This window comes from Vibrio sp. RW (assembly GCF_027587105.1).
Taxonomy (GTDB): Bacteria; Pseudomonadota; Gammaproteobacteria; order Enterobacterales; family Vibrionaceae; genus Vibrio; species Vibrio toranzoniae.
Map to the genome: position 1 here is coordinate 107165 of NZ_JAPPTM010000011.1, position 25505 is coordinate 132669.

The 25505-nt window shown below is 43.2% G+C and carries 22 protein-coding genes and 2 pseudogenes; 6 read left to right on the plus strand and 18 right to left on the minus strand.

The window, feature by feature from the left end; all coding sequences use genetic code 11:
- Positions 1–125 precede the first annotated feature (125 nt).
- Together OCT63_RS12110 and OCT63_RS12115 are read right to left on the minus strand one after the other, a co-directional pair.
- Positions 126–1492: pseudogene (locus OCT63_RS12110) on the minus strand (TrkH family potassium uptake protein).
- A 19-nt stretch (positions 1493–1511) separates the two neighbouring features.
- On the minus strand, positions 1512–2168 hold the full coding sequence (locus OCT63_RS12115; RefSeq protein ID WP_269983799.1) for a potassium channel family protein: 657 nt from the start codon (positions 2166–2168) through the stop codon (positions 1512–1514).
- Positions 2169–2355: 187 nt separating this feature from the next.
- On the opposite strand from OCT63_RS12115, the gene OCT63_RS12120 reads away from it, so the two are divergent.
- From OCT63_RS12120 to OCT63_RS12130, 3 genes and pseudogenes are all read left to right on the plus strand, one after another.
- Positions 2356–3468 carry a mechanosensitive ion channel family protein gene (locus OCT63_RS12120; RefSeq protein ID WP_060469500.1) on the plus strand — a complete coding sequence of 371 codons (1113 nt, stop codon included), beginning with the start codon at positions 2356–2358 and terminating at the stop codon, positions 3466–3468.
- 58 nt (positions 3469–3526) lie between these two features.
- Entirely contained in the window at positions 3527–4978 is a 1452-nt protein-coding gene (locus tag OCT63_RS12125; protein ID WP_269983800.1) for a mannose-1-phosphate guanylyltransferase/mannose-6-phosphate isomerase, read from the plus strand.
- A 259-nt stretch (positions 4979–5237) separates the two neighbouring features.
- A pseudogene (locus tag OCT63_RS12130) lies at positions 5238–6548 on the plus strand (phosphomannomutase CpsG); the annotation flags it as partial.
- Between the two features lie 115 nt (positions 6549–6663).
- On the opposite strand, the gene aroG reads toward OCT63_RS12130, so the two are convergent.
- From aroG to OCT63_RS12165, 7 genes are all read right to left on the minus strand, one after another.
- Positions 6664–7716, minus strand: a complete 1053-nt coding sequence (gene aroG, locus OCT63_RS12135; protein WP_161674135.1) for a 3-deoxy-7-phosphoheptulonate synthase AroG — start codon at positions 7714–7716, stop codon at positions 6664–6666.
- 310 nt (positions 7717–8026) lie between these two features.
- Positions 8027–8245, minus strand: a complete 219-nt coding sequence (locus OCT63_RS12140) for a DUF3820 family protein (RefSeq protein WP_060469496.1) — start codon at positions 8243–8245, stop codon at positions 8027–8029.
- Between the two features lie 307 nt (positions 8246–8552).
- Positions 8553–8906 (minus strand): hypothetical protein, encoded by a 354-nt coding sequence (locus OCT63_RS12145; RefSeq protein WP_017058656.1) that lies wholly within the window; start codon positions 8904–8906, stop codon positions 8553–8555.
- A 373-nt stretch (positions 8907–9279) separates the two neighbouring features.
- Positions 9280–10254 (minus strand): heme o synthase, encoded by a 975-nt coding sequence (gene cyoE / locus OCT63_RS12150; RefSeq protein WP_161678497.1) that lies wholly within the window; start codon positions 10252–10254, stop codon positions 9280–9282.
- On the minus strand, positions 10244–11299 hold the full coding sequence (locus OCT63_RS12155) for a COX15/CtaA family protein (protein WP_269983802.1): 1056 nt from the start codon (positions 11297–11299) through the stop codon (positions 10244–10246). The genes cyoE and OCT63_RS12155 overlap by 11 nt, the downstream gene beginning before the upstream one ends.
- A 79-nt stretch (positions 11300–11378) precedes the next feature.
- Positions 11379–11987, minus strand: coding sequence for a hypothetical protein (locus tag OCT63_RS12160; RefSeq protein ID WP_161674144.1), 609 nt, complete (start codon positions 11985–11987; stop codon positions 11379–11381).
- A 76-nt stretch (positions 11988–12063) separates the two neighbouring features.
- Positions 12064–12969 (minus strand): SURF1 family protein, encoded by a 906-nt coding sequence (locus tag OCT63_RS12165; RefSeq protein ID WP_269983803.1) that lies wholly within the window; start codon positions 12967–12969, stop codon positions 12064–12066.
- On the opposite strand from OCT63_RS12165, the gene OCT63_RS12170 reads away from it, so the two are divergent.
- A complete protein-coding gene (locus OCT63_RS12170; protein ID WP_269983804.1) occupies positions 12857–13087 on the plus strand; it encodes a DUF2909 family protein in 231 nt (76 codons plus the stop codon). The two genes, OCT63_RS12165 and OCT63_RS12170, sit on opposite strands and share 113 nt — an antisense overlap.
- 37 nt (positions 13088–13124) lie before the next feature.
- Here the strand turns inward: OCT63_RS12170 and OCT63_RS12175 are convergent, their stop codons facing one another.
- From OCT63_RS12175 to coxB, 4 genes are read right to left on the minus strand one after another with little or no spacing between them, the layout of a single operon-like run.
- A complete protein-coding gene (locus OCT63_RS12175; protein WP_269983805.1) occupies positions 13125–14009 on the minus strand; it encodes a cytochrome c oxidase subunit 3 in 885 nt (294 codons plus the stop codon).
- A 38-nt stretch (positions 14010–14047) separates the two neighbouring features.
- A complete protein-coding gene (locus tag OCT63_RS12180) occupies positions 14048–14677 on the minus strand; it encodes a cytochrome c oxidase assembly protein (protein ID WP_269983806.1) in 630 nt (209 codons plus the stop codon).
- 11 nt (positions 14678–14688) lie between these two features.
- Positions 14689–16350, minus strand: a complete 1662-nt coding sequence (ctaD, locus tag OCT63_RS12185; RefSeq protein WP_269983807.1) for a cytochrome c oxidase subunit I — start codon at positions 16348–16350, stop codon at positions 14689–14691.
- The gene (gene coxB / locus OCT63_RS12190) at positions 16347–17546 is read right to left on the minus strand and encodes a cytochrome c oxidase subunit II (protein ID WP_269983808.1); all 1200 of its coding nucleotides are present in this window, start codon (positions 17544–17546) and stop codon (positions 16347–16349) included. Before coxB ends, ctaD begins: the two co-directional genes overlap by 4 nt.
- A 457-nt stretch (positions 17547–18003) precedes the next feature.
- Here coxB and OCT63_RS12195 point away from each other — a divergent pair, with 457 nt between their 5' ends.
- Positions 18004–19710 (plus strand): phospho-sugar mutase, encoded by a 1707-nt coding sequence (locus OCT63_RS12195; protein ID WP_269983809.1) that lies wholly within the window; start codon positions 18004–18006, stop codon positions 19708–19710.
- Positions 19711–19813: 103 nt separating this feature from the next.
- Here OCT63_RS12195 and OCT63_RS12200 read toward each other — a convergent pair whose 3' ends face one another.
- The 4 genes from OCT63_RS12200 to yegD all read right to left on the minus strand — a co-directional run bounded on the left by OCT63_RS12200 (position 19814) and on the right by yegD (position 24496).
- The gene (locus tag OCT63_RS12200; protein WP_269983810.1) at positions 19814–20446 is read right to left on the minus strand and encodes a LysE family translocator; all 633 of its coding nucleotides are present in this window, start codon (positions 20444–20446) and stop codon (positions 19814–19816) included.
- A gap of 226 nt (positions 20447–20672) precedes the next feature.
- Positions 20673–21305: a fumarylacetoacetate hydrolase family protein gene (locus tag OCT63_RS12205; protein ID WP_269983811.1), complete on the minus strand. Its 633-nt coding sequence runs from the start codon at positions 21303–21305 to the stop codon at positions 20673–20675.
- 274 nt (positions 21306–21579) lie between these two features.
- On the minus strand, positions 21580–22623 hold the full coding sequence (locus OCT63_RS12210) for a porin (RefSeq protein ID WP_060469485.1): 1044 nt from the start codon (positions 22621–22623) through the stop codon (positions 21580–21582).
- 520 nt (positions 22624–23143) lie between these two features.
- Positions 23144–24496, minus strand: a complete 1353-nt coding sequence (gene yegD, locus OCT63_RS12215) for a molecular chaperone (protein ID WP_269983812.1) — start codon at positions 24494–24496, stop codon at positions 23144–23146.
- 160 nt (positions 24497–24656) lie between these two features.
- Here yegD and OCT63_RS12220 point away from each other — a divergent pair, with 160 nt between their 5' ends.
- A complete protein-coding gene (locus OCT63_RS12220; RefSeq protein WP_077681677.1) occupies positions 24657–24965 on the plus strand; it encodes a DUF1289 domain-containing protein in 309 nt (102 codons plus the stop codon).
- Between the two features lie 75 nt (positions 24966–25040).
- On the opposite strand, the gene OCT63_RS12225 is transcribed toward OCT63_RS12220, so the two are convergent.
- Positions 25041–25403 carry a HopJ type III effector protein gene (locus tag OCT63_RS12225; protein WP_161686870.1) on the minus strand — a complete coding sequence of 121 codons (363 nt, stop codon included), beginning with the start codon at positions 25401–25403 and terminating at the stop codon, positions 25041–25043.
- Positions 25404–25505 lie beyond the last annotated feature (102 nt).

A 25505-nucleotide genomic window follows, 5' to 3' on the forward strand; every position in this document is an offset into this window, starting at 1 on the left:
GACTAACCCCCAACTCGTTCTATTCACCAACAGCACGATCTCCATAAACAACAAAGCCAGCGTATCGCTGGCTCTCTTTTTTAAACGCGTTAATAAGAAGGGTTAATCCTAGCCTGTTAGCATTATTAACCCGTTAATACCGTATCTTCTGGGTATTTCAATAAAGAAGGCTCTGGACGAGCCAACATATAAGCTAAAGTCAAAGGACCAATCCTCCCAATGACCATCACGACTATCATGATGTATTTTCCCGGCTCAGAGAGGCTTGCTGTTAACCCCGCCGTTAGTCCAACTGTCGCAAAGGCAGAAATCACTTCAAATATTACTCGGTCAAACTGAGCCTTTTCAGTCAGCATTAACAAAAACATTGCGGTGGTTAATAGTGCCCCACTTACCACAATGATAGCCAATGACTTTGTTACCGCTTGCCAAGTTACAGTTCGCTTAAACATCACGACATGTTTTTTCTGACGTAAGAACGTCCAAGTTGCGACAAACGCGACTGCAAAGGTCGAAACCTTAATTCCGCCCCCCGTAGAGGTTGAGCCGGCACCAATCAACATAAGGACAATCATCACCAACAATGCAGGTTGAGTGTACTGAGATAAATCCACGCTATTGAACCCTGCAGTACGAGCACTCGCAGACTGGAAAAATGCCGCTAGCCACTGCCCTTGTGTCGATAACCCTTCCATCGTTGCAGAGTTATTTCTCTCCAACAACCAGAACATTACCGTTCCCACCAACAATAAAGTCGGTGTCGCTGTTAGCATAATCTTGGTGTGTAAATGCAAGTGCTGAAACCTTTGCGCCAATTACTCGACAAATCCCCCACCACCGTAAAACCAAGTCCCCCAAAAATGAATAAGCCTGCTAAGGTAGAGATCACCAATGGGTCGTCAACAAAGCTCATCATACTGTCTGAAAACAAAGAAAAGCCTGCGTTATTGAATGCTGATATAGCGTGAAAAAGCGCATAAAAACTTCCGGTTGCCCATCCCATTTCAGGCACCCAACGGAAACAAAGTAATATAAAGCCGATACACTCCGCCACCAATGCAAAAATAATGATCTTCCTTACTAATTTACGAAGGTTAATCTTACGATCTTGCCCAAGCGCTTCTTTCGCCAACGCTTGTTGTTTCAAACTTAGCCTAACACCAAACATATAGAGCAATACTGCTGACAGAGTCATCTGCCCTAATCCTCCGACTTGCATCAAAAACATCAGTAAAATTTTACCGGCCAAAGTGAAATGTTGCCCCGTATCAACAACCCCTAAACCTGTCACACTGATTGCTGAAGTTGCAGTAAACAGCGCATCGGTAAAGCTAAGTCCAGAGACAGAAAAAACAGGGAGTGTAAGCAATAATGCAGCAGGGATAAGGACGCCTAAAAAACTCGTAAGGATGATTTTAGGTTCAGACCCTTTCCGTGGTTTTTCATCTCTCTTAAGCGTGTAGAAAATACCTTTACGTTGAAACGAATTCATACTCTTACCTTATTACCAATCACCAATTACGTAATTTGTTAGACAAGGTCTCTTTCGGCCCAACAAGAATCACCACATCCCCCGTTTCTAAGCTGATATCAAGCTCTGGTGCTTTGGTTAAATGCGGTCCTCGCTTAAAACCAAGGACATCAACACCGCTCCCTTTACACAGCTTAAGGTCACCAAGTTTCTTACCCAATAAGTTATGTCCGATAACAACTTCCGTCATCGCCAAGCCACTTCCAAGGTCAATAAACTCTAGAACGCGTCTATCTAACATTTTCCGCGCCACACGAATGCCCATATCTCGTTCTGGCATAATGATATAATCAGCACCAATCTTAGAAAGAATCTTGCCGTGAAACTTATCATTAGCCTTTACCCAAACCGCTTTTGATCCTGACTCTTTCACCACCAAAGTGGTTAAAATACTAGAGTTAACATCGGAGCCAATCGACACCATTACCATGTCATAATCGTCTAGCCTTAACTCTTTTACCGTCTCTTCGCTCGTACAGTTCGCAACAATCGCTTGTGAAACAAAAGCCGCAGCTTCTTTAACTCGATCTTCATCAATGTCGACGGCGAGTACTTGTGCTCCTGAACTTTGCAGCTCTCTACAAACAGATAACCCAAAACGCCCCAAGCCGATAACTGCATATTGTTTGTCGCTCATTTGAAGTCCCCGTTTAAGAAGTTGAATTATATCGGATAGCCAAACCTACATTAGTTTCTATCTCAAAAAAAGTCGAGTATGCAATAATAAGCTTATTCCATTATCATAATCGTTTGATTTATAAAGGTAGAGAACAACAGCAATTTCTGCTAATTTCCAACTCATAATTTCTGCGGCAGTACACACAATGAATGAATTCATAACCCAAGTTCAAACCTACATCAACCAGAGCCACAGTAACTGGTGGAGTAGCGTCTTATTTATCACCATCGCGAGTTTCTTAGCTTGGGTGGTTTGGCGAATAATCCATAGTCGTTTAGAAGTACTGGCTCAAAAAACGACTTTTCATTGGGACGACCTCCTGCTAGAAGCACTAAAAAGCCCTGTCAGCACGTTACTTTGGTGTTGGCCCGCAACGGTATCGGTTGGATTGATCCTTCAAGACCAGTTTGGCAATGAAATCAACTGGTTAAAGACTCTCAAACACATACTGATTATATGTACCTTTGTTTGGTTTACATTAAGAATGATCAGTAATGCAGAAGCATACGTCTTGGAACAGAAAACCAGAGACGAAACCACTGTACAAGCTATCGCCAAAGTCGCCCGACTATTCTTTATGACAATAGGTGGCCTCACTATCATGCAGGCATTTGGGCTCAGTTTATCTGGATTACTCACTTTTGGTGGTGTAGGTGGTTTAATCGTTGGTTTGGCAGCTAAAGATCTGCTGTCTAACTTCTTTGGCGGTATGATGATTTACTTCGATCGTCCTTTTAAAGTCGGTGACTGGATACGCTCTCCCGATCGTCAAATTGAGGGTACAGTAGAGCGCATTGGTTGGCGCATGACGATCATTCGCACTTTTGATAAGCGCCCTTTGTACGTTCCAAATTCAGTGTTCAGCAGTATTGTGGTGGAGAACCCATCTAGAATGCTGAACCGCAGGATCCATGAAACTTTTGGACTTCGTTATCAAGATGCCTCAAAACTCGCGCTAATTGTTAACGATGTAAAATCCATGCTTGAGACCCACCCAGACATTGACGCCAAACAGACGTTGATCGTTAACTTTGATAAATTTGGTCCATCAACGCTGAACTTTTTTATCTACACCTTCACAAAAACGGTCAATTGGGCGAGATACCACAGGGTGAAGCAAGACGTTCTATTACAGGTATTGGCGATTATTCATAAACACGATGCGAAAATCGCCTTCCCAACCCAAACACTTAAGATCGACTCTCAGAAAGTCAGCCTGCCTGAAGATGTTATTAATTCACATCCTGAAGCTCATTGATAAGTGATAAGCGTGGTAATATGGTGGGAGTAGCCCTTATACACCTAATTACCACCTTATGATTTTACCTGTCATCTTAGCTGGCGGCTCTGGTAGTCGCCTTTGGCCATTATCTCGTGAGCTTTACCCCAAGCAGTTCCTCAACATCGCTGGCGAACAATCGATGCTTCAACACACCCTTTTACGTTTGCAAGGCCTTGAAGCGCACTTAAGTGATACCGAGTGTGCCGCTCCCTTCATTATCTGTAACGAAGAACACCGCTTCATTGCTGCAGAACAAGCTCGATCGGCTAACATCCAACACAGTGGTATTCTGCTAGAGCCTGTAGGTCGAAACACAGCGCCCGCCATCGCACTCGCAGCCTTAAAGGCCGTAAGTCACTCAAACAGCAACCAACAGAACGAGTCAGATCCAATATTATTGGTACTGGCAGCTGATCATCACATAGCCAAAACGACCGAATTTCAGCAAACGGTAGCGAGAGGTGTCGAATACGCGAAACAAGGCAAACTCGTCACATTTGGTATTACTCCGAACGCACCCGAAACGGGCTATGGTTATATCAAGAAAGGAGCTCCGCTCTCCAATCATGCTTACGCGATTGAATGTTTCGTTGAAAAACCCGATCTAGCAACTGCAGAGCAGTACATTGATTCGGGACAATACCTATGGAACAGCGGCATGTTCATGTTTACTGCGTCCCGCTATCTTGAAGAACTAGCCGAACATAGCCCAGAGATCTTAACCGCCTGTAAACTCGCACTTGAAAAACAAAATACTGACCTCGACTTTATCCGCATTGACACTGAAGCGTTTAAAAGCAGCCCAAGCGATTCTATTGATTATGCCGTGATGGAAAAAACTTCACACGCTGCAGTAATTCCTATGGATGTTGGCTGGAATGATATTGGTTCATGGTCTGCGATCTGGGATGTGAGTGACAAGGATGAGCACAACAACGTGATTGAAGGCGATGTGTTGACTGTCGACTCGCAACACAACTACATTCATGCTGAAAATAAGCTGGTTGCGACTGTGGGGGTCGAAAACCTGATTATTGTCGAAACCAAAGACGCGATATTGGTTGCGAATAAAGACAAGGTTCAGGGCGTGAAATCGATTGTTGAACAGATTAATCAAGCAGGTCGAACCGAACATATACATCACCGAGAAGTCTTTAGGCCTTGGGGTAAATACGACGTCGTAGATCTTGGAAAGCGTGACAAAGTGAAGCGAATTACGGTAAATGCAGGGCAGAAATTGTCTTTGCAAATGCACCATCACAGAGCCGAACATTGGGTGGTCGTAGCTGGCACAGCCAAAGTCACCAATAACAATCAAAGCTATCTAGTCGAGGAAGATCAATCCACTTATATTCCGCTAGGCCACATTCATTGTCTAGAAAATCCCGGAGACACACCTCTCGAGATGATCGAAGTACAAACCGGCAGCTACCTCAGTGAAAACGATATCATTAGATACCAAGACAGTTATGGGCGAGATGTTTAAACCCAAAAGAGAACATTAACCTTCTAAGCCTAACAACCAACCGGAATTAAGCGGCGGCAATATAGTGAAACCAACATTAGATCTCAGTTGCTTTAAGAACAACGACGTTCGCGGCATTATCGGCAGTCAAATCAATGAACCGTTTGCTTACCTACTCGGTAAGGCATTTGGACAACACCTCTTGAACCAAAGAGTCGAACATTCGTTAGAGGTTACCTATCAGCAACGGAACCACGACGGTAAAAAACAATTCTCGAACTCTGTAGCTCAGGTGGTGGTTGGTCGTGATAATCGAGATACATCTCTATCATTGCAAGACGCCATGACAAGAGGCTTAATCGAGTCTGGTATCACCGTCGTTAACTTAGGAGTGACAGGGACTGAAGAAGTCTATTTTGCTACCCGTCATCTTAATGCTATTGGCGGAGTACAAATTACCGCAAGCCACAACCCAATCAATTACAACGGCATGAAATTGGTAGGATCTGATGCGAGCCCAATCAGCAAACATAGTGGGTTAAATGCGATCAAACGGAGAGTTGAGGCTTTAGGTAAAACATGTAATAGCAATAACACTGATGGTAATACACCTAATTACAGGTTACAGGCTAACCAAGCACCTCAGCACTACACCAGCTCTAAATCGATAAGTGTATTGGATCCCTATGTAGATCACTTGCTCTCTTATATAAACCCTTTTGAACTCACACCAATAAAGATTGTGGTTAACGCAGGTAACGGTGTTGCAGGACATGTTATTGATGCGCTAGAAAGCCGTTTTATAAATCTTGGTGTCCCAATAAAGCTGATCAAGATTAATCATAAACCAGACGCTAAGTTTCCTAATGGGATCCCTAATCCGTTAATAATTGAGAATCAAAACGCGACAAGAGAAGCGGTTTTAAAGCATGCCGCAGACATTGGCATCGCTTGGGATGGAGATTTCGATCGTTGTTTCTTCTTTGATGAAACAGGTCGCTACATAGAAGGCTATTATATTGTTGGCCTGCTAATCGAAGCATTCTTACTCAAAGAGCCTAACGCAACCGTGTTACACGACATGCGTTTAACATGGAACACAATTGAAGTGGCCAATAAACTTGATGGGAACGCTATCGCTGTGAAAGCTGGACACGCTCTTATCAAAGAAGCGATGCGTAATAAAAATGCGGTTTATGGCGGTGAAATGAGTGCTCATCATTACTTTCGTGACTTTGGATATTGCGACTCAGGCATGATTCCATGGCTACTTATCATTGAGCTAATATCAAAATCTGGACGATCTCTCTATCAACTCACCCAAGCAAGTATTAGTAACTTCCCATCGTCGGGTGAAATAAATCGTACAGTCTCAAATCCAAAACAAGTCATCGAAAACGTGCTCAATCACTACAAGAATAGCGCGTTAACGATCAGTGATATCGATGGCATCAGTGTTGAAATGAGTAACTGGCGTTTCAATTTAAGGATGTCGAACACAGAACCATTAATGCGCTTGAACGTAGAATCCAGAAAGGATCCGAAATTGCTCGCTGAGAAAGTCGATGAATTGTTGTCTTTTCTCGTTTAAAAAAGCAGATAGCTCAAACTAAAACAGCGTCCAATAAAAAGTAAGCCCCAGTAAAAAGCCCTCGTGAATGTGAACGAGGGCTTTTTAATTTTTGGCCTACCTTTTGGCAACGAACCTACTTATTACGACGAGCTTCCACTGCATCCGCTAACTGGCGAAGCACTGTTTCAGTATCTTCCCAACCGATACACGCATCAGTGATAGACTGACCATATGTCGGAGCTTTGCCGTCCACTAAGTCTTGGCGACCTTCAACAAGATGAGATTCAATCATCACACCGAAAATCGCTTTGTCACCATTCGCAATTTGTGTGCTTACATCATCAGACACATTAATTTGACGTTGAAACTGCTTAGAGCTGTTCGCATGACTGAAGTCGATCATGACTTTCTGTGGGAGGCCTGATGCAGCTAGCTCTTCTTTTATTTTACTTACATGCTCAGCACTGTAGTTTGGCTCTTTACCGCCCCGTAAAATAATATGGCAGTCAGGATTGCCTGCCGTTTCAATAATTGCAGAATGACCGTACTTTGTTACTGATAGGAAGTGGTGTGAAGCACTTGCCGAACGAATCGCGTCTGTTGCAATTTTAATATTGCCGTCTGTACCATTTTTGAAACCAACTGGACAAGATAGACCTGAAGCAAGTTCACGGTGAACTTGAGATTCAGTAGTACGTGCACCAATTGCACCCCAACTTATCAGGTCTGCCACATATTGAGGTGTGATCATGTCAAGAAATTCACTTGCTGTTGGCATACCAAGATCCGTTAGGTCCAGCAGTAGCTTACGTCCGAGACGAAGACCGTCATTTAGCTTAAAAGTGTCATCCATGTATGGGTCGTTGATTAGGCCTTTCCAACCCACCGTTGTACGTGGCTTTTCAAAGTAAACACGCATCACGATTTCAAGCTTATCGCCAAGTTCGTCACGCAGTACTTTTAGACGCTTACCGTATTCAAGAGCCGCTTCTGGATCATGAATCGAGCATGGGCCAACAATCACCAACAGGCGATCATCACTTTCTTCTAAAATATCGTGAATGGCTTTACGGCTTGCAAAGGTTGTAGAAGAAGCAGTTTCTGTCGCTGGAAACTTCTCTAAAACAGCAACAGGGGGTAATAATTCTTTTACTTTGTTAATTCTTACATCATCAGTCTGAAACATTGCTTACTTCTTCCTATTTTCTATCCTTGAGCTGAATGTACGTCGTCTCACGTAACTTTCCATCAGCACTAATCTTCTTGTTCCCTGTAACTTAACTAGTAAAAACTCTAGTTTCAATCACTAATTAAAAAAAAAGGCAATTTTTTTTGTGTTTTACATTAACAACACCCCGTATAAATTAATTTACATCCTATGAATTACGAAACTTATACCAAGGTAGGACCCCGCTGTTTTTCAAACTCCGCCCTAGTCATAGAATATTTTGAAACTGGATAATTAAAAAGCTCACGTTATTAGCGTGAGCTTAGATTTATTCACATTTTTTCAATGGCTTGACGACACTATCAAGTCCTTCGATTTTCAAGGCAAGACACAATTTTAACAAGTCACCCAGCTCGCCAGATGGAAAGCCCTTTTTAGCAAACCACAGCAAATATTCGTCAGGCAGGTCAATTAATATACGACCAGCGTATTTACCAAATGGCATTTGTACTCTGGCGAGCTTAATCAGATTCTCTTTCTCTAGCATTACCGGCTCTTTCTATGCTTCATTATGCTCTATAGAGTATCACCTAAACGCCCAACCCAATAGTTGGTGACACTGTGCGTCATTCTGCACATCAAAAGATCAATACTTGAACGGCTAACCTTAGTGGGTTGTGAAAATCGTCTGCCGATTTAATGCCAGTCGCAGTAAATGCTTGCTAGATTAAGGGAGATAAAATTTAAGGGTTTTATAGTGCACTTAGATATGAGTGAAAACTCAAACGAGAATGACAAGCAATATAATAAAAGGTTGTAGGTAAAGGAGTTAAAATTTGAAGCTAGTTTTAATATTAGTCATGTTGAACAGTGTGTGCATACTCTACGATCACCTGATTTCCTTCTATATAGGCATTTTGAATTTCCCCATCAACACTCATTCTACTTTTTAAATAGACAACTTTAGGCCCTGAGTCTATGCCTTCTTTGAGCGAAGGAAACACATTTCTAGGCTCTAAATGCAGCAATCGACAGAAGTGACTGATGAATGACATGGTTAATGGGGTCTCCCCTTTTAGCACTCTAGAGAAATCAAGTTGATTCATTCCCAACTTCTTTGAAAACTCCATCTGGGTAATACGCATTCGGGACTTTTGAGACATCCACGTTTGATACAACGCATCTCTGTCTTGTTCGGTGAATTCCATAGTGACTCCTTTATAATTTATATCAATCAATTGTCCGTCTTTTCACACATAGCATGTCAGGGCTAGGTTAATGGAAACCAAAGGTTTAGTTTGTATAAGCGTACAATTTGGTTATAGGGACAAAGTATGATGGCTATAAAACATTCATTGCAAACAGCGCCCCAGTACCAACTAGGCGTTGCCCACATAGGCAAACTCTGACATGAATTGATTCCTAGATCGCTTGCTTCAAAGATTCCACTTTTTAACAGCTAAATATCTATTTTTAACAACTAGGTATATAGATAAAAACGGATGTCTGAGCATCCGTTTTCTTACTCAAAGAATACGTAGACTGGCGTTGTTTAGTGCAAGTACGTGAAGTACATAATAATCAAAGCAGATAGTGATCAGCGAGAAGAGCAACAAACAAGATCATAAGATGATAGATAGAAAACTTAAACGTCTTCATTGCCATATTAGGCTTGTCACAATACTTGAGTACCCAAGCGTGATACACAAACCCAATATTCAGTACCAATGAAGCACTTAAATATATCCAACTACTCATACCGACCAATACTGGCAATACACACACAACGCTAAGCAAAAATGTATAAAGCAAAATAGACGTTTTGGTGTATTCGATCCCATGGGTCACTGGTAACATAGGAATGTTCACTTTGGCATATTCGTCACGACGATGAATCGCCAGTGCCCAAAAGTGCGGAGGTGTCCAAATAAAGATGATCATCACCAACAACCAAGCGTTTGAATGCAATTCATTGGTGACCGCTGTCCACCCCAGCAAAGGTGGCATCGCGCCTGCGATCCCAGCTATAACGATGTTCTGAGGCGTAGCTCGCTTCAAGTACATGGTATAAATCACCGCATAGCCCAATAAACTTGCAAAGGTTAGCCAAGCAGTGAGTTGATTGACCCATACCACTAATGTAACAAAGCCAAGCAAACCAATACCAGTAGCGAAGCTGAACACACGCATACTACTGAGCTCACCAGATGGTAAAGGACGTCGGTTTGTTCGAGACATTTGTCCATCGATCTTTTTATCAATCAAGTGATTAAACGCGGCTGCCGAGCCCGCCATCAACCCTATTCCAATCATTCCAAACAAAGTTTGTTGCAAAGGTAATCCATTGGGTACAGCCAAACACATACCGACCAATGCCGTGAGCAACATCAACGCTACCACCTTTGGTTTAGTCAGTGTTAAATAGACCTTCCAAGTGGCGTTGTTTTTCGAGGCCAACTCACGGTTTGAAGCAATTTCATTGTTGGTAGCAATCTCTTGACTTGAAGCTCTCTCTTGAACCACCAATTCATGTCGTGTCGACGTTCTACTGACCATGATTACCTCCTTGTAATACATTGTTCTTCACCAAGTATTCGCTCGGTTTTGGTTGCCAAACCACAAAATTCGTCACAACCATACTGATCAGCAACATCGCCGCGACTAGATTGTGCAACACCGCGACAAAAATAGGTAGATGAAACCATACGTTGCTGATCCCTAGAGTGATTTGGGTAAACAACACTATCACCACAACCACGCTCAGTTTTTGCTGAGGTACTTTGCCGAACTTCCACAGTTGGTACGCCACCATTAGCACGGTTAAAGTCGCGACGATAGCCCCAATCCTGTGCATGACATGTATGGTAAGCCTGGCGGGGTAATTCAACACACCAAACTCATAATTATCATGACCGTGTTGAGCAAAGTCGAAAGCGTTTTTGAAATCGAGATAACTTACCCAGTTCCCTTCACATATCGGCAGTTGCGTACACACCAAAGCGGCATAATTTGACGATGTCCAGCCACCAAGCAATATCTGCCCCACCACAATTAATAATCCACACAGCGCCCAAGCTTTAAGTGATGATGTATACGTAGCGTCACCAAATCGACTTTGGAATTGAGACAGACGGCAATAGAGCAAACAAAGGAGAGATAGCAATGTAAAGCCCCCCATCAAGTGCGCCATAACCACAACGGGCATCAACTTGAGCGTCACTGTCCACATGCCTAATAAAGCCTGAAAAATCACAGTGGCAGAAATAAGCAAGGGAAGTTCAACAGAGGTGATATTCTTTTTAATACACCAAGCGACAACGACAAAGATAAGAAGCCCTAAGGAACCAGCAAAGTAGCGATGTATCATCTCTATCCAAGCTTTTTCTGCTTCAAGCGCTCGTTCTGGAAACTGAATATTTGCTTCATTCACTGCTAGTGTATTGGAAGGCACGGTGATTTTTCCATAACAGCCCGGCCAATCCGGGCAACCAAGACCAGCATCAGATAAACGAGTATAAGCGCCGAGTACGATCACGGTAAGGGTCAGTAAAATAGTCACTCTCATAGCAAGCATGAGTAATTTCGGGGCTTTATTATGCATTTTTGTATCTCCCTATACTTAGTCGCAGATCCTAGCAGCTAACTTCTGACACCCAGCAGCCATCACTCCCCCGTCCGCACTATCCGACTCGGGACAATTTAAGTAGTTTTCTAAGATCATGAATCATGCCTTTAGATTGACCGACTAACTGCGACGGTTCAGAAACGCTTTTATATTCCATGACGAGCTGACCAAAAGGATCGATAATGATGATAGAAGCCGGTGCGAACTCGGTACTCAACTCATCACCACCAGCCATAAATGACAAATCCGGTTTATTCAGCGCCCCTAACAATGAGTTGCCCTCTGAAACAAAAACAACCGCCGTCACTCGTTCTTTATTTTTCCCTAACGCTAAGTAACTTTGATTCAAATAGTGAAGCTGTTGTTCACACAAATCTCTGCACTCTGTTGGCGCTATGTACCCCACTAACCAGCGCTCAGCTTCCATCGGAGCCATTAAGCCCAGGTCCTTTAACGTCATTCTTGGTTCAACTAATTCGCCCGAATTCGTCACACCGGATGTGTACCAATTTTGCTCTAACACGGTTTTAGCGACAATTGCTGGCAAGGCGAAGATCAAAATCAGTCCAACGAGTACAAGACGACCACGAGATCGACGCTGCTTGAACGCAGCTAAATTAGCATCAGTACGCTCTTTGTTAGTTTGTGCTTGAGACTTATCCATTTTTATTCCCTGTGTTAGGTGCTGCCTTTATGCTGTCGCAATCTCGACTTTCAATGTCTATGGCAGTTTCAAGTGCCTACTTCTGCTTCATGTACCTATATCCAATCAATAACATCAAAAATAGCAGTACCGCTGCCATGACGAACCATTGAAATGAGTAACCAAAGTGTTTCTCTGATTTCATTGCCGACGGTCGCCATAACATTTCATATGGCCATGAACCTAAGCTCTGCGGCTGAAATATAAAGGGCAGCACCTCTTGACCAGTGTACTGTGATAACGCTTGTATATTGATATTCTGAATTCGTTTCGGTGTTGTGTTTTCTAATCCCAGTTCCTGACTTAGTGGGTTCACCGAACGTACATACAAACGTCCTGACATATTCGTTGGTAGTGTGATGTTTCCTAATTGAGGCAGTTTTCTTCTGTCGTTACTTGCCGCAACGAATCCAAGATCGATCAAGAGCTGCTTTCTTCCGTCCTGAGTTTGAGTTTCGCCCAACATGTAAATCACATACCCCACTATTCCTTGGTTTATCTGGTTATCCAGCAAGAGGATTAATCCACTCGGTGTCGCTAACTCAATATCGACCTTTAAGCCATTTAAGGTTTGTGGACTCGATGGCTCTTGCGCTCGTAAACCTGTACCTCTCCAATCAGAAAGCACGATATCCAATGCCCTCGAAGATTGTTGCGATCTTTCCAATAGCTGCTGCTCATAACGTAGTTTCTCGTTACCTCTGTCTAACTGCCACACACCTAACTTGATTAAAACGCCGACTGAAACCACAGTTAAAACAGCCGCTATCCAAAAACCTTTACTGCGGAACTTATGTTCATCATCATTCGAACGGTTTGGAGTTATCACTATGTCGTCATCTACCTTTGCGTTGTTATTTAAAATTGTACTGGTCGCTTTGCTGTTTTTTATCGCTTTCAATTTGATGAAAGGTCTAATCCAAATCGCCTCGGGCAAACACAATGGAAAAAGGCTCAGTCACTTTTTGGGTCGTCGAGTGATGTGGTCAGTCGTTGTCGTACTACTGTTATTACTGGCTTTAGGTTCAGGAATGATAACGCCCAACCCTCGCCCTTATTAAGCCCATACAAATCCAGCAGCTAAACCGGCATATTTTGTTAGAGCACATACACAAACACAAACAAACCTAACCAAACCACATCAACAAAATGCCAATACCAACTGCCCGCTTGAAACGCAAAATGATCTTTTGGAGAAAAATGGTCTTTCGCAACTCTTGCCAGTAATACAATCAAAAAAATCGTTCCTAAACAAACATGCAAGCCGTGAAATCCAGTCAGCAAAAAGAAGGTGTTACCGTAGATACCAGACTGAAGTGTCAGTCCCATCTCCTGATAAGCGTGAAGGTACTCTTCAACTTGGAAGAACAGGAAGAAGCCAGCCAGAACAATGGTTATTTCCAACCACACGATTAAAGCCATACGTTTATTCTGTTCAAGACTGATATGTGCCATGTGCAGCGTCACAGATGAAAGCAAAAGGATAATCGTGTTCTTAAGCGGGATACCTTGCCAAGGCATTGCTTGTGTAGTCACACCATCTGGTGTGGTGGTTAGCGGCCATATCGACTGAAACATCGGCCACAACACTTCATGTGTCATTGCATTGTTGCCTGCACCGCCAATCCACGGAACTGATATCATACGAGCGTAAAAAAGCGCACCAAAGAAAGCGCCGAAAAACATGATTTCGGAAAAGATAAACCAACTCATCCCTTGTCGAAAAGAACGAGATATTTGTTCGGAATAGAGACCACTTAATGATTCCGTGATCACATTGCTAAACCAACCTGCGAGCATATAAAGCAGAACAACAAACCCAACTAACAGCACTACTTTTCCAAACACGCCACCAGCGGATCCGGTACCCATGTTTTGCACCGTCAAGCCAGCACCAACCGCGACCAAAAACAGTGCAACGGCGCCGACTAATGGCCAGTGGCTTTGATGTGGAACGAAATACACTTCCTTTTTAGAACTCATCGCTCAACTCCTTATGTTGATACTGGTTCTGTAAATCCCTAGTTACTTGCGAGTGTGCTCGATGTTGATGTGCTCACTTCAGGCTTACTTGCCTCTCCACTCACCTGATTCGTGATGTTAAACAACGTATAAGAGAGCGTAAGCGTATGTATTGATTCTGGGATGTCAGGCTCAATATAAAATATCAAACCCATTTCAGCGCTCTTATACCCGTCTAATGGTTGCTGATTAAAGCAAAAGCACTCCATCTTATTGAAGTAGGTAGCCCCCATTCCCGGAGACACCGACGGCACGGCTTGTCCAACCAACGAAGCACCTGATAGGTTTTTAGCAAAATAATTCGTTTGAATGACCTGACCTGGGTGAACCTCTAATACACGTGCTTCGGGGGAAAATTGCCATGGCATATCTGGCTTAATATGAGACATAAATTCAACTCGAATTGTACGAGAGTAGTCAGGTTGCATTCCTTGAGGTTGCACAGCAGAAACGGTATTGGTTTTGCCATTAATTCCCAAGGCTTCACACATAACATCGTAGAGCGGCACCAAAGCGAAGCCGAAGCCAAACATGCCTACCACGCTCAGTAACAAATAACCCGTCAGCTTCTCGGTTGAACGTCTTGGCTGCTCAGCGTCGCGGTTTTGGTTTCTTTGTCTGTTGTCCATATCTCATCTCCTCAATCTATTTTAGGTGGATGAGTAAAAGTATGGTGAGGGGCAGGACTTGCTACTGTCCATTCTAATCCTTCCGCTCTTTCCCACGGTTTGCTCGGTGCAGGCTCTCCGCCTCTTACACATTTGACGGCCAGCCATAAGAAAATCAACTGGGACAAACCGAATGCAAAGCCACCAATCGACACCACTTGGTTAACATCAGCAAACTGGATGGCGTAGTCTGGAATACGACGCGGCATGCCTGCTAAACCTAAGAAGTGCATAGGAAAGAAAAGGACATTGACCGATATAACTGAGGTCCAAAAATGCCACAGGCTGAGCTTGTGGTCGTACATATGCCCGGTCCATTTAGGCAACCAGTAGTACGCCGCCGCCATTATCGAGAACACGGCCCCCGTCACCAGAACGTAGTGGAAGTGAGCCACTACAAAATAGGTGTCGTGATATTGGAAATCAGCAGGCACGATGGCGAGCATCAGTCCAGATAGCCCACCAATCGTAAATAGAACAATAAAGGCGATAGCAAACAGCATTGGTGTTTCAAAGGTTAAAGCTCCTCGCCACATCGTAGCCACCCAGTTAAAGACTTTCACACCAGTAGGCACCGCAATCAACATGGTGCAGTACATGAAGAACAGTTCTGCAAATACTGGCATACCAGTAGTGAACATGTGATGTGCCCAAACCAAGAATGACAACAGAGCAATACTACAGGTCGCGTACACCATGGAGTGATAGCCAAATAAGCGTTTACCACTGAATGTAGGAATGATCGCAGAGACAATACCAAACGACGGTAAGATCATAATGTACACTTCGGGGTGACCAAAGAACCAGAAAATGTGCTGGAACATCACCGGATCCCCACCACCAGCGGCGTCAAAGAAGCTAGTCCCAAAGTACTTATCGGTGAGAACCATAGTTACAGCACCGGCGAGCACGGGCATCACAGCTATCAAAAGGAAAGCCGTGATTAACCAAGTCCATACGAACATAGGTAGCTTGAACCACGTCATACCCGGAGCTCTCATGTTGACAATAGTCACGATGACGTTGATCGCCCCCATGATCGAGCTGATCCCCATGATATGGACAGAGAATACAAACAACGCCGTACTATCAGGGCCATAAGTCGTCGAGAGCGGTGCATAAAATGTCCAACCAAAATTCGGGCCGCCTCCCTCTGTAAACAAAGAGCCAATTAATATTAAGAAAGCAAAAGGCAAAATCCAGAAGCTAAGGTTGTTCATCCGCGGCAACGCCATATCCGGCGCACCGATCATCATCGGGATCATCCAGTTAGCTAAACCTGTGAAAGCAGGCATCACAGCACCAAACACCATAATTAAACCGTGGACGGTCGTCATTTGGTTAAAGAAATCCGGTTCAACGAGTTGTAACCCTGGTTGGAACAACTCGGCCCTAATCACCATCGCCATAGCACCACCAATTAAAAACATGGTGAAGCTGAACCACAAATAAAGTGTCCCTATATCTTTGTGATTGGTCGAGTAAAGCCAACGAGCCCAACCTTTGGGTGCCGCATGTGAGTCGTGATCATCAACAGGCAAATCATTATTGCCCAGTGTACCTTCCGCAGAATGGCTCAGAGTTTGATCTTCCGCTGGAGCCGCTTTCACCGGCTTATGGATTGGTGAACTCATAACTGCTCCTTAGCATTGTCTTGTACTTCATCTGTTGAGCTTTCAGTGCCACCTGATTGTTTGCTTTTGTAAGCGTTAATATCTGAAGCCTGCACAACATCGCCCGTATCATTACCCCATGCGTTTCTTTGATATGTGACGACTGCTGCGATCTCTTTCTCGGTTAACTGGTTATCGAATGCTTGCATTGCCGTGCCGCCACGACCGTAAACGATAGTATCGATATGCACGTCTACATCGCCAAGAGCAACAGGACTGCCTTTAATTGCAGGAAAAGCCCCCGGAATCCCTCCCCCATTGACTTGATGACAAACCGCACATCGATTTTTATAGACTTCTTCACCGAGGGAATTAAGTTCTTCTAAAGAGAGTGACGCATCTAATGCATCTTGTGCTGCTTGCTGTGTGGCTATCGCCAACTCTTTCTGCGTTGCTAGCCATGCATCAAAATCTTCTTCTTCCATAGCATGCACGACTATTGGCATAAACCCATGTGCTCGACCACATAATTCAGCACACTGGCCTCGATAAACACCAGGTTCATCTATTTTTGTCCACGCCTCGTTAATAAACCCAGGAATCGTGTCTTTTTTAACGGCAAAGGCTGGTACCCACCACGAGTGGATAACATCGTCGGAAGTCATTAAAAATCGAACTTTACGATCGATAGGGAGTACTAGCGGATTATCAACTTCCAACAAGTAATGCGCCCCTTTTACTTCGATGCCATCAATCTCTTTATCACTAGTTGCCAAAAGGCTAAAAAACTCAACATCTTCGCCAAAATAGCTGTAATGCCATTTCCATTGTGAACCAGTAATTTTTACGGTGAGATCTGATTGGGAGGTGTCTTCCATCGCTATCAAGGTCTTAGTAGCTGGGATGGCCATAGCAATGAGAATAATGATCGGAATGATGGTCCAAAGGATTTCAACTTTAGTGCTTTCGTGAAAATGGGCAGCCACCGCTCCCTTCGACTTTCGGTGCCTCAAAATGGAATAAAACATTACACCAAAAACAACAAAGGCGATCGCACAGCAAATGTAGAAGATCAGCATATGAAGTTCATATACCTTACCACTGATCTCGGTGACGCCTTGTGTCATGTTGTATTCACTGCTTGCATTCACCAAAGGTGCTACTAAAACAACAAAACCATTCAAAAGCCACGCTAGCCTAACCAGTAATCTTTTCAAAAGATTTCTCCTTATCCTTCCTAAATTGGATACTTGCGACCTAAATATCGCTGTGAATCGGATCACAGTCGTTGCTATTCCGAATACACATGAAAAGGCTGAATCTCAATCGACAACTCACGTAGCGACCTCCAAAAATCGACTGCTAGATTCTTATCAGTCCATGAACTTACACAGCTCATAAGCATCGAAGGTTTTAACGAAAGATTCAAAAACGGCGAATTTGTTAAATTTTGTTATATTTATATGAAAGGCTAGTTAGTGATATCCAATTGTTCAAGATAAGTTTACTTGCTAAACAGTCAATTATCTAAAGAGGCTCAATCTATACGCCTTTCTGCTGCCGTTGGAATTTATTTTATATTGAGTTTTACGATTGCCTTCATAGAAATGATAATCAGTATCACTTAATTTAAACCCATAGGAAGTCATACCGACATTATAAGGTTTAGTAATTATGCAAGATGCGATGAACTGGTTAACGAGAGACCCAGATCCAAGAACTCGTGAAGAGCTGCAACATCTCATCGATGAGGGAATGCACGACGAATTAGATGACCGCTTTACTCAACGCCTAGAATTCGGAACGGCGGGATTGCGGGGCAAAGTAGGATGTGGCCCGAATAGAATGAATCGCTTGGTCATACAAGAAACAGCAACAGGGCTTGGACATTACTTAATTGAACATGTTGCGAATACCGCTATTCGTGGAGTGATAATTGGCTATGACGGTCGTTTAGATTCAAAGCAATTCGCAATTGATACCGCTTCTGTACTCACAGCTTTAGGTATTAAGGTTTACCTAACCGCCAATGTTGCGGCGACGCCTATCGTTGCTTTTGGTATCAAACATTTCAATGCTGCCGCTGCTGTTGTCGTGACTGCCAGCCACAACCCTCCGGAATATAATGGTTTCAAAGTATACTGGGAAAATGGTGCTCAAATCATTCCCCCCCACGATGCAGGCATTGCCGCTGAAATCGACATAGCACCGACTAAGCCAATTCCTTTGATCAGCCTAAGTGATGCTGAACAACAAGGTAACTTAGTATGGCTAACCGAAGGCTACTACCAAACGTATCGTGCCGCCATTAGTCAAAGTCCGTATGTGAATAAAGGGATAGAATCGGCGAATACAACCATTGCCTACACTGCAATGCATGGTGTGGGAGCACAAATGGCAGAGGACCTTCTACACGATGCAGGGTTTCACAAAGTGTTCAGCGTAACAGAGCAAAGAGAGCCCGATGGCAACTTCCCAACCGTTAACTTCCCAAACCCAGAAGAAAAAGGGGCAATGGATCTTGTGATCAACTTAGCGAAAAGTGTCGATGCCGACATTGCTTGCGCCAACGATCCAGATGCCGATCGGTTCGCCGTTGCTGTCCGAACTGAAGGTGCCTCATACAAGATGCTAACGGGCGACCAAGTGGGTGTGTTATTCGCGCATTATTTGTTATCGAAGCCACACACAAAAAACCAGTTGGTTGGTAACAGTATCGTATCTTCAACCTTACTTGAAAAAGTAGCGCAATCTCATGGTGCTAGCTACTTCCAAACACTAACAGGCTTCAAATGGTTGGCCAATATTGGCATGCAGTTAGAAGATAAACAGAATGAGTTCTTATTCGCTTATGAAGAGGCTCTAGGTTACACAATTGGTACTCAAGTACGTGATAAAGATGGGCTGTCCGCTATCGTCATTTTTGCTCAATTAGTTGAGGAGCTAAAGTCTCAAGGTCGAACCGTTTGGGATCTTCTTGCGCAAATTTCGTTTGAACATGGCGTCTATACCAACGCACAACGAAGTATCGCGCTCGATCCAGATTCACCGTCCATTGGATCTAAACTCCGAGCGGCACAACCTAAAGCCATCAACGGTGTTGCTATCTCTGTGATTGAAGACCTGCAGTCTTCTTTACGCTTCGTCATTGGGGGCAATACGGAAGCCATTAACCTGCCTTCAAGTGATGTACTCATCTATCACCTTGAAGATGGCTCGCGCATTATCGTACGACCTTCAGGAACCGAGCCTAAAGTTAAGGTTTACTATGAAACGGTGACAAAGTTTGAAGGAACAGAAACGTACGATGACACTCGCCTACGCGGTGAGGAATATATGGATAAACTGATTGAACGACACCAGCAAGAACTGAATTCTTAACTATTGGTATGTTCAACATATGACGGATAAAAACAAAAGATGGACGCTCTAAGCGTCCATCTTTCTCAGCGGTCAACCGCGATAATATGTTTGAATTGGGTGTTTACGAAGTAAAGAAAGAAGACAGCATCCACACGGCCAACACAATGAAAACTCCGCCCATCACTTTTTGTTGATAGTTACGAAACTGTGCGTTTTCCAAGAGAGATTTACCTATTGTCCCCACTAACGCGACCAATAAAAAATTGAAGGCTAAGCCTAAAATATTCAACAACAAACCCAGTATGAGCATCTGTTCGCCCGAGGTGGCTTCAATATTCGTAGAGACAAATTGAGGTAAAAACATAACAAAGAAAACTAACGCTTTGGGGTTGAGCAAATTGCTGATAAGTGCTCTTTGGTAATACGACTTGGCGGCAGAGTTATTGCTTAACTCAGGTGCATTGCCCTGCTCTGTTCGCAGGCAATCCCACCCCATTTTTAATAAGTAAGTACCACCTAACAAGTGCAGTACTTTCAAAGCTACTGGGCTCATTGCGATCAACGCAGAGACCCCCATAGCAGCTAATACGGTAAGAATAATTCCAGACGTCGCATTACCTAGGCTCGCGAACAAACCAACTTTACGTCCATAACTCATACTCGAGCTTGCGATAAGCAACATATCAGGGCCGGGCAAAAGCAGGAGGGCGACAACGGCAGTCAAGTAAACAGGTAAGATGGCTAAGTCGATCATGAGTTCTAATATTGATAAAAAATGGAGTCGAATTTTATATCAATTACCAACGCCCTTCCAGATCTAATCCGTTGAGACCCGTCAGTTAGCTCGAATTAAAAACCAGATTTTGGTCATTATACAAATTTTACAACTAATTAAATCTAACTGTTTAATCCCATTAACAACGTCACCGCTTATGTTTAACTCGCTATCTGCTAGGAGACTCTGCCGTAAAACTTTAGCATCAACTTGCAACCCATTCGATCTCAATCAGAGTAGTTTCACCACACTTTAGACGGCCAAGGAATATATCATCTCGGTGTACTTCTCCGACGCCTTTCGGTGTTCCTGTCATCACAACATCACCATCTAGCAAGGTTGTATAAGAAGATAACTCTTCAAGAATGGTCTGTGGGGAGTAAAGCATCTGCTCCACATGCCCTTTTTGCACGCGGACACAATTAATAAACAGCTCTAGATTTAAGTCAGACAAATCTAAATGTTCAGTTGGCACAAAACGACTCAACACAGCAGAGCCATCGAAGGCTTTGGCTCGTTCCCACGGTAAGCCTTTCGCTTTTAAGTTGCTTTGTAACTCACGTTTAGTCAGGTCTAATCCAAGTCCTACTGCAGAATACTGACCATTTTCAACAATAAAGCAGATTTCAGCTTCGTAATGCAACGCTTCTTGACGAAAAGAACATAAAGAAGAAGTCACGCTGGTACTCGGCTTGTTAAAAACCACCATTGCGTCAGGGATAGTATTATTGAGCTCTTCAATGTGATCGACATAGTTACGCCCTACACACAAGACTTTAGTGGGTATTGCTGTTCGTTTCGAGTTCATCAATTGCTCCTGATTTATAACGCTGCTCATAGTTTATCCCTGAACTATTCTTGGGATACAGAGTTTACCGTATCAGAAGAAGAGAATCTTCGACAAGATGGTTACCAGTCTCTAAATTCTGATCTTTAACTCAATTCAATGATTTGAAAGCTTTTATACGGAGATCGCACCACCCTAAACGAAAGTCCAAAACGAAAAAAAGCCCTCTCTAACCAAAAGGCTGAGAGGGCTTAGCATGGTGTCTAGGACAGTATCCTAAAAGGTAAACCTAAGGAGTAAACACTATGCTAAATAAGTCTGCGACTTATAGGTAGTAACGAGCACCAAGAAGCCACTGGTCGTCAGCTTTTTCTTTGTAAACGCCAGAACCTTGTAGGTCGAATTGGTAGCCAGCAAAGCCTACAAACTGAGACGTAAAGTTGTATTCAGCTTGTAGAGCAGTAGTAGCAAACACAGTTTCGCTCATCTTGTCGTCTTCTACTGCTTCGTAGTTGACACTTAGGTTAAGGCTGTTAGATAGCGCGTAAGATGCCAGTAATTCAACAGCTACCGTTTCTTCAAGAGCAACACCAGCGCTTGAGTTCATGTAGTTGTTCATAGCGTAAACACCGGCTAAGAATAGACCTTCTGAACCATAAGAACCGTAAGTGGCACTTACTACATTTGAATCAGCAGTTTTAGAACCGCCGCCGATGTTACCAAACGTAACATCACCAGTGTTGTATGCGTAGTTTGCTGTGAAATCAGAGATAGCGTAGTTCAATGCGATTTGAGCACGGTTGCCATATTTATTCGAATCAGCGACTTTACGACCTTGCCATGCAACCCCTACGTTTAGAGAACCAGCGTTACCAAAATCGATAGCGTTACCGTAGCTAACCATCTCTTCACCACGACCAGTACCTAGGTTACCGTGATCGTCGTAGATGAAATCATTCGCGAATGCGATTGGCATATCTGCAACACCAGCAACGTTATAGTATGGTGCCCATTGAGTACCCACAACACCACGACCGAAGTCTTCATGAGTTAGACCTACGTAACCTAAACGTGTTGCGAATGATTCATCACCACCGTCTAACATATTTAGCGCCCACTCACCTTTGGCATCTGCTGTGAAGCCATTGCCAAGCTCATGAGTAGCATTGAAGTTAATACGTGGAGAAACAGCCTCTACGCCAATATCGTCTTCGCTGATACGGTCATCGCTGTTTACATCACCAACTGCAACTGAAACGTGGCCGCCAACTGAGAATGTTGTGCCATCTTCATTGTAAAGTTCTACTGCAACTGCCTGTGTACCAAATACTGCACCAGAAATCGCTAGCGCCAAAAGTTTCTTATTCATTGTCATATCCATTTGTAACTGGGTGAATTATTCACTAACAACCTCACATTGATAAGAGAAGTTGTTAACTACATTTAACAAGTAGGCAAACACTAATCGATGAATGACAAAAAAGTTGCATTAAAATATATAAAATAAAAACAACAATGCTATAGAAAACAAAAAACCAAATAAAAACAACAAATTAATAAAACATCACAACGAAACTATTGTGTTTTATTTATATTAATGCAATTAACTTTTTGGTTTTTAAATCACTAAAAAAGCATTTAAAATCAAAAAAAAGAAAAACAGATTTACCATGAATAGAGAGGTTCTTTCCCGGAAATATTCTGTAACATTTGGAATCTTTTAATCAAAGGCAAAATCACAGAACCCGAAGCAAGCAATACATCGATATGCCACTGTTTATTGACAAAAGCGTTAGACATAAAAAAGGGCAACCAGTCGAAGACCAATTACCCTATCTGTCAGCTACATTGTTACTTCAAGCCCTTTCATAGCTAAACGGCTTAATCTACTATTTAAAACAAACCTCAGCCCAACGAGCCAAACCTGCAGTTACAGAACCGAAGTAGTTTCCACTTACAATAGGCACATTAGGCACTGCTTGTTGTACTGCTTCACGAAGTATCGGTGAACGCGCTGAACCACCTGTCATGTAAATTACATCGGGCTTCTTCTGACCTTGTTGTATCGCCTCTGTCACCAACTCAATCATTTTTGATTTTGGTGTTTCAATGGCAGCAATCATCTGTGCAACAGAGATATCCACTTCAACCAGTTCAGACGCTACATTAATCGCTGCTCGATATTGAGAAGATTCTGCTAGTGCAATCTTGGCTTCTTCAGCTCTGCGTACAATGCTGTAACCTAAAGTATCGTGATAAACCTTCATCAAACGGTCTAGCTTTTGAGGCTCTGAAGCTTCTTTACGAAGTAACTTCAAGGCCGCCAGATTTTCGCGAGAATAGAAGTTCTTTTGAGCTTCGACATTATTAATCGCAATAGGGTTCCAGAATTGAGTCAAAGGCATATCAATGCCCGTTGTACCTTTACTACCCATCCCAAAAGGTGACATTAACTGTTTAAACGCAAGGTAAATATCAAGGTCATTCCCCCCTACCCTTTGTCCACTGTGAGCTAATAAACTTTGAGTGCGATCCGCTTGATTAGACCAACTCGGGCCCATTTCCAGCAATGAGCAATCCGTCGTACCACCACCAATATCAACCACCAGTACCGTTTGGTTTTCAGTCAAGGTGCTTTCGTAATCTAGGCCTGCGGCTACTGGCTCAAATTGAAAGGCGATATCAAGAAAGCCAGCACGTTTAGCTGCGCGAGTAAGGATGTCTTCTGCTTGTCTGTTTGCGTCTTCACCGCCGCGACCATGAAAGTTAATTGGTCGGCCGATAACCGCTTGTTTGATCTGTTCTTGAGTCGTGCGCTCGGCTTGATTTTTAATATTCGCCATCATGGCGCACACTAAATCTTCGAAAAAACTCACCTGAACATCATGCAATCCACTCGCTCCAAGGAAAGACTTAGGAGATTTAACGTAGTAAACATCACGAGGGTCTTCCAAATATAGATCTAATGCAGCCTGACCAAATGCCATGTCTTCCGGCACCAAATCGATACTTTCTTCTCGGTTAAATGCAATCGCACGTCGTAACACCTGCTCACCAACGGCATCGCTAGGCTTAATATTTAAATGGCGAAAGAGATGCTCGGAAACACTTTCACGAGTTGGAGCAAACACGGTTGAGGGAATATAGTGGTTTTTACCTTCTAGCGGTAATAGACTTGGCTCCCCATTTACCATTGCCGCAACAGAACAGTTCGCAGTCCCATAATCAAATCCGATAAACATAATATCCCCCACTCGACAAAAGGGACGAGATGCTACATGAAAATCCGCAAAATTACGAGGTCATTTGTTGACTTTACTAGGTCACTTCTTGGTTTATAAGGCTCTGCAAAGGAAAACAAATATGCTACATTTCAGCACAAATGAATCACAGGTCAGATAAATGAAAACACCTTGCCGAGCGGCTTGTAAAAATAATGGCGGTATATGCAGTGGGTGCCATCGAACAATGGATGAGATTATAGGCTGGAAAGGGTTATCTGAAGGCGAAAGAGAGTTGGTGATGAATAATCTGAGTGGTATTAACTCTACTCACCAATGCCCAGCATGCAATGAACCAGCACAATGTGATATCAGTGCAGGTAAAGAAACCTGTTGGTGCTTTGAGCTAGAAAAACGTGATACCGGCAATATCCCAAAGGCTGGAGTTTGCATGTGCCGTAAGTGTCTATCTGCCTTACCTATTCAGTAGATTTTGCACCGATGAACTTCCACTAGAACGCGAAGAGAAGCGAGATGCTATTACCTCGCTTCAAGACACCATTAACTAAATGAGTGATTGCTTAGCTTTTGCAACCAGTGCTGGCTGAGAGAACTCTACTCCACTCCAACCATGAATCATGAAGTTTCGAATATTTTGATGGTCGGTATTCTCAGGAAAACCTAGCACGTCATTTCGATAAAACTGGCCAAAACAAGCCAATGTTTGCTCAGCTGAAAGTCCTAACGCTAAACCAAAGGCAAAAATCTTACATGAGCCATTGTTCTGCCCTGCCGCATTGACCACATCGCCATTACTGAATTCAGTTACAGAGAAGTCATAATACCTCTCTATCACTTGCATTGTATCTTCAAATTGAACGCTTTCAGGTGATTGTTGCAGTATGTCTAAGAAAGTTTCCAGTTCCATTTACTTATTCTCCATTAAGTACATAACAGGCAATAGTTTATATTGTTTTACGGTAAGAGTAAGCCCTACTGTTTACTCTGAAAAGTGATTCATCTCTTCACT